This window comes from Microbacterium sp. lyk4-40-TSB-66, assembly GCF_030209475.1.
In the GTDB taxonomy this organism is placed as follows: Bacteria; Actinomycetota; Actinomycetes; order Actinomycetales; family Microbacteriaceae; genus Microbacterium.
The window spans coordinates 1-5,164 of record NZ_JARVRW010000017.1; the positions used below are offsets into that span (position 1 = coordinate 1).

The window sequence follows — 5,164 nt, forward strand, 5'->3', positions numbered from 1 at the left end:
GGGGGGTGTGGGGGGGGGGGGGGGGGGGGGGGTATCGACGCCGCGGCCCCGGCGCTCGGGGAGCGTCGGGGGTATCGACGCCGCGGCCCCGGCGCTCGAGGAGCGTCGGGGCCGTGGCGTCCGGAATCGTGCCGGGCTCAGGGAGCCGGGATCACGCGGGGGCGAAGGTCTTCGCGTCGATGACGAAGCGGTAGCGCACGTCGCTCTTGAGGACGCGCTCGTAGGCCTCGTTGATCTGGTCGGCCGAGATGAGCTCGGTCTCGGGGGCGATGCCGTGCTCGGCGCAGAAGTCGAGCATCTCCTGGGTCTCGCGGATGCCGCCGATCGACGAGCCGGCGAACGACCGACGGTTCGAGAACAGCGTGAAGACCTGGATGGGCAGGGGCTCCGGCGGGGCGCCGACGTTGACCATCGTGCCGTTGAGCGTCAGGAGCCCGAGGTACTGCTTCAGCTCGAGCGGAGCGCTGACGGTGTTGACGATCAGGTCGAAGGTGTTCTTGAGCGTCTTGAACGTCTCTTCGTCCTTCGTCGCGTAGTAGTGGTCGGCGCCCATCTTCAGGCCGTCGTCCTTCTTGCCGAGCGTCTGCGAGAGCACGGTGACCTCGGCGCCCATGGCGTGGGCGATCTTGACGGCCATGTGCCCGAGACCGCCGAGACCGACGACCGCGACCTTCTTGCCCGGGCCGGCGTTCCAGTGGTTCAGCGGCGAGTAGGTCGTGATGCCGGCGCACAGCAGCGGAGCGGCCTTCTCGTACGGGATCGACTCGGGGACGCGCAGCACGAAGTGCTCGTCGACGACGATCTTCTCGCTGTAGCCGCCCTGGGTGATCGTGCCGTCGACATCGGTGCCCGCGTAGGTGCCGATGTTGCCCTTCTCGCAGTACTGCTCCTCGCCGGCGAGGCAGTTGTCGCACTCGCGGCACGAGTTCACCATGCATCCGACGCCGACGCGGTCGCCGACCTTGTGGTTGGTGACGTCCGCGCCTACCTCGGCGACCGTGCCGACGATCTCGTGGCCGACGGTCAGGGGGTAGGGCACGTCGCCCCACTCGCCGCGGATGGTGTGGATGTCGGAGTGGCAGATGCCGGCGTAGGCGATGTCGATGAGGACATCCTTCGGGCCGACGTCACGGCGCTCGATGGTGGTCGGCTCGAGGGGTGACGTCGCGGACGACGCCGCATAGGCGTTGACGTGCATGGTTCTCCTGTGGGGGTCGATTCAGAGATCTCCATCCTGCGCCACGACCCACCCCCGACGGGGACCCTTGACGGACGACGAAAGGGGCGGCGACCACGTCGCCGCCCCTTCCGTCATCGTCCTACTTGCAGGTCGCCGCCGGGATGGCCGCCGGGATCGTCGCGGCGGTGCCGTCGACGGTCGCCGTGACGGTCGCGGTCCCCGCGGGGATCGACGCCTGGCGGGTGGTGAACGTCGCCGACGCCCGCTTGCCGGGCTCGACCGCGCCCAGGCTCTTCGCACCGTAGGGGCTGTCGATCCGCACGTCGGCGCGGGTGGCGCCGTCGTTCTGCACCGTCATCGCGACGACGACCTTGCCGGCGACGCAGCGCGACGACGCGGTCGCGGTGACCTTGGCGGCGGGAGTGCGCGTCACCGTCACGGTGTACGTGCGCTCCGTACCGTTCGGAGCCGTCACCCGCACGGTGCCCACTCCGCCGGCGTCGGCGGGCTGGGTGATGCGCACCACGGCATCCTGATCCACCGCCTGCGCGTTCAGCGTCGGCCACACGTCGCCCACGACCGTGGCCGTGTACTCGGTGCGCGCCGGGTCGAACCCGTCGACAGGAGTGGCGCCCACGGTCAGGCGGGCGAGGTCGGCGATCCCCGCCTGCGACGGCGCCGCGGCGAAGATCTCGACCTCGGAGACCACCATGTGCGTCTGCGACCGCGCGTTCATCACGACCCGCACCTCGTCGGCGGCGACGCCTCCGAGCGACACCTCCACCTTCGGTGCACCCGTCGCGGGTGCCGGGACGGTCTGGAGCGCACCCTGTGTCCAGGCTCCACCCGCGCTGCGGTAGTCCACGCGCAGGGTGTCCGCCCAGCTCAAGGACCCACCGTCGCGGTAGAACTGCACCGCCACGCGCTTCACCGTCTCCGGACCCGCGAGCGCGTAGGTCAGGGTGTCCTGCGTGTTCTTCGTGCCCGAGCGCCAGTTCGACCAGCCCTTGTCGGTGCTCTGACCGTTGATGGTGCGGTCGACCGGGTAGCCGCTCTCGGTGTACGTCGCCGAAGGGCGGCTCTGCGGTGCCACGTTGCGCTCGACGGCATCCGTCACGATCACCGTCAACCGCGCGGGCAGCTTCTCACCGCTCGGGCCGGTCGCGGTGCCGCTCACGACGACGGTGCCCGTCTTCGCGAACGACGCGTCGGTCAGGTCGGCCCATGCCCAGGTGACGGGCGTCCAGAAGCCCGCGCCGTCGGCGCGCACCTCGGCCTGCACGGTGGTCGGCGCCAGCGCCTTCACGTTCGAGAGCGCGCTTCCGGCCGCGACCGTCATCGAGATGGGGCGGGCGGCGGTGTACGCGCCGACCTCGACGGTGGCGGATGCCTCGACGGTGGCCCCGAAGATGTCGGTGCCGGTGCCGCGCACCGTCACCGTGCCGGCCTTCGACCAATCCTTGCCGTCGAGCTGCCAGGTCACGGGGACCGCGCGCAGCGTCTTGCCGGCGTAGCGGGCGGTCACCGTGGCGGGGAGGGTGGGCGCCGTGCCGACCGGGGTGCTGACGGTGACCGGGTCGACGCCCAGCACCGCGGTGCCCGAGATCCGCCACAGCTGGTTGCCGCCGCCGTTCGAGGTCCACAGACCGACACGGGCCTCCGGCTGGGAGCTCGCGCCGTTGACGTCGAGCACGCGCTGGTCCGCGACGCTGAGCAGCGAATACGTCGCCCCGTCGGTGGTGGATGCCATCCACTGCAGGTTGGCGTCGGCGGCAGCGGCCGTCGGGTCGGAGTCGACGAGGGCCGTACCGCCGTTGGCGACGGCCAGGTACTGGCCCGCCGCGTTCTCGAGGGTGAAGCGGTGGCGGTTGGTGCCCTCGCCGTCGAGCGAGCGGACGGTCCACGTCTGCGTCTTCGCCGCGGCGGCCGTCGTGGCGACCGGGCGGATGGCGAGCGCGGCGCCGCCGTCGAGTGCGAGACCGCTCTGCAGCCCGGTGAGCTGGACGGACTGGCCGTCGCGGAAGCTCGCGGCGCTGTCGGCGACACCCGAGACCCCGTCGATGACGAAGGTGGTGACCGAGCGTGCCGGGACGGTGAGCAGCGCGGTCTTGGATGCGGGGTTCACCGTCACGGCGGCGCCCTGCTTCAGGGCGTTGGCCGTGGGGTTCGCGAGCGTGGACTGGGTCGTCACGATGGGCGTGACGGTGGCGCCCGCGGCGACCGTGCCGAAGTCGTTCAGGTCGATCTCGACGGTGCGGTCGGTGGTCTCGCTGTTGACGTGCACGACGGTGGCGCCGCTGCCGTCGGCGTCGATCGCCGCGGTGGACTGCGCGTTGGAGCTGGCGACGAGGCGGTCGCCGGGCTCGATGTAGTGCGTGAAGTTGCGCACGGTGTTGAACTTCTCGTTCGTGAGCACCTTGCAGCTCGGGTCGGCGTCACCGTCCTTCAGGCGGCGCTCGGAGTTGCCCTCGGCGTTGCAGTCGAAGTCGATGAAGACGCTGCCCCAGTTGAGCTGCTCGACCTTCTCCATGTTGTAGAGGTCTTCGACGGGCTGCCAGAACACCCAGGCGTCGGGTTCGAGTTCGCGCAGGTCGCCGACGATGTGCTCCGCCATGCCGAGGCCGTTGCCGATGTCGACGGGGTTGAAGCCCTTGCCGGGGGTCCAGTTGCCCTCGACCTCGCTCATCCACAGCGGCTTGTCGGCGGCCTTGGCGATGTCGCGGACGACCTGTCGCCCGCTGGTGCCGTAGGTGTGGACGTTGAGCTGGGCGACGGCCGCCTTGGCGGCGGGCGACCACGCGTTCCAGTTGGTGGCGAAGATGCCGGGGTTGGTCTCGTCCATCGCCGAGATGACGGCGTCGGTCTCGGTGTCGGGGTCGGCCAGGCGCGCGGCGAGCGCCTTGATCATCTCGTCCTGGCGCTGGGGACCGATGTGCGCGCCCTCCTGGCGGCTGGCGCTGGTGGGCCAGGTCTGCCCGGCGGGGATGTTCGTCGACCAGTAGTTCGTGTTCGGCTCGTTGAACGGGTCGATCGTGTCGAACTGGATGCCGTGTTCCTTCTCGAGCTCGTCGACGACGGTGGTCAGGTACCCGGCGAACTTGTCCATGTCGGCGGTGGCCAGCTGCTCGCTGGTGGCGTTGTTGATACCGCCGGACACGTAGCCGCTCTGCGTCAGGAAGTACGGCGGCGAGTTGCTGAAGGCCTCCCAGTGGGTGACCTTGCCCTTCAACGCATCGATCCACCAGCGCTGCGCGGAGTCGACCGTGAAGTCGTAGTGGGTGGGGTCGTCGGGGTTCCACGCGGCCTTGTAGCGCTCGCGGTCGGCGTAGGTCGAGGTGATCGCGCCGCTCGCGTCGGTCGCCGGCAGTTGGGGGTTCCAGAAGCCGGGCACCGCACCGCCCGGGCGGAGGTACGACGGGACGTCGGTCGCGTTGCCACCGCCGATGTTGTACCGGGCGATGTTGAGGTTGAGGCCGTCCTCGCCGAAGACGGCGTCGAACAGTTTCTGGCGCACGTCTGCGGGGTAGTTGCCGGTGGCGTTGGCGAACCACACCAGGCTCGTCCCCCATCCCTCGAACGGCTCGGATGCCGTGGCGGGGTTGGGCGCGATGCGGACGGGCGCGGTCGCGGCGTGGCTCTCGTCGGGTGCGGACACGGCGGCGCCCGCGGTGATGGCGCCGGCGGCCAGGGCCACGGCGCACGTCATCGACAACAGTCGAGGTGACTTCATCGTCATTTCCGATCCGGCCGCTTCGGTGCGGCCTCGTGGGGGAGTGTTGACGTCAACATGCAACGTCCAGCGCGAGCTTAGCCGAGGCTCGTTAGCGCGCACAAGGGCCAGCGGTGCGCCTCCCGGCCGAAGCGGCCGCGGCGTGGCGGACGCGCCGCGGGGCGGACGTGACCGGGAGGTCGGACGCGCCCGAGAGGGCGGAAGCCCTCGCGCAGCCGCGGGGCGAGCCCGGCAGGGCAAACGCGCCGGGCGGG

General features: G+C 70.6%; 2 protein-coding genes. Both read right to left on the reverse strand.

All coding sequences use genetic code 11. The annotated features are described in order from the left end of the window. Positions 1–151: 151 nt before the first annotated feature. On the reverse strand, positions 152–1,198 hold the full coding sequence (locus tag QRO03_RS15970) for an NAD(P)-dependent alcohol dehydrogenase (RefSeq protein ID WP_285138480.1): 1,047 nt from the start codon (positions 1,196–1,198) through the stop codon (positions 152–154). 121 nt (positions 1,199–1,319) lie between these two features. Beyond that, entirely contained in the window at positions 1,320–4,910 is a 3,591-nt protein-coding gene (locus QRO03_RS15975) for an RICIN domain-containing protein (protein WP_285138481.1), read from the reverse strand. Between the last annotated feature and the right edge of the window lie 254 nt (positions 4,911–5,164).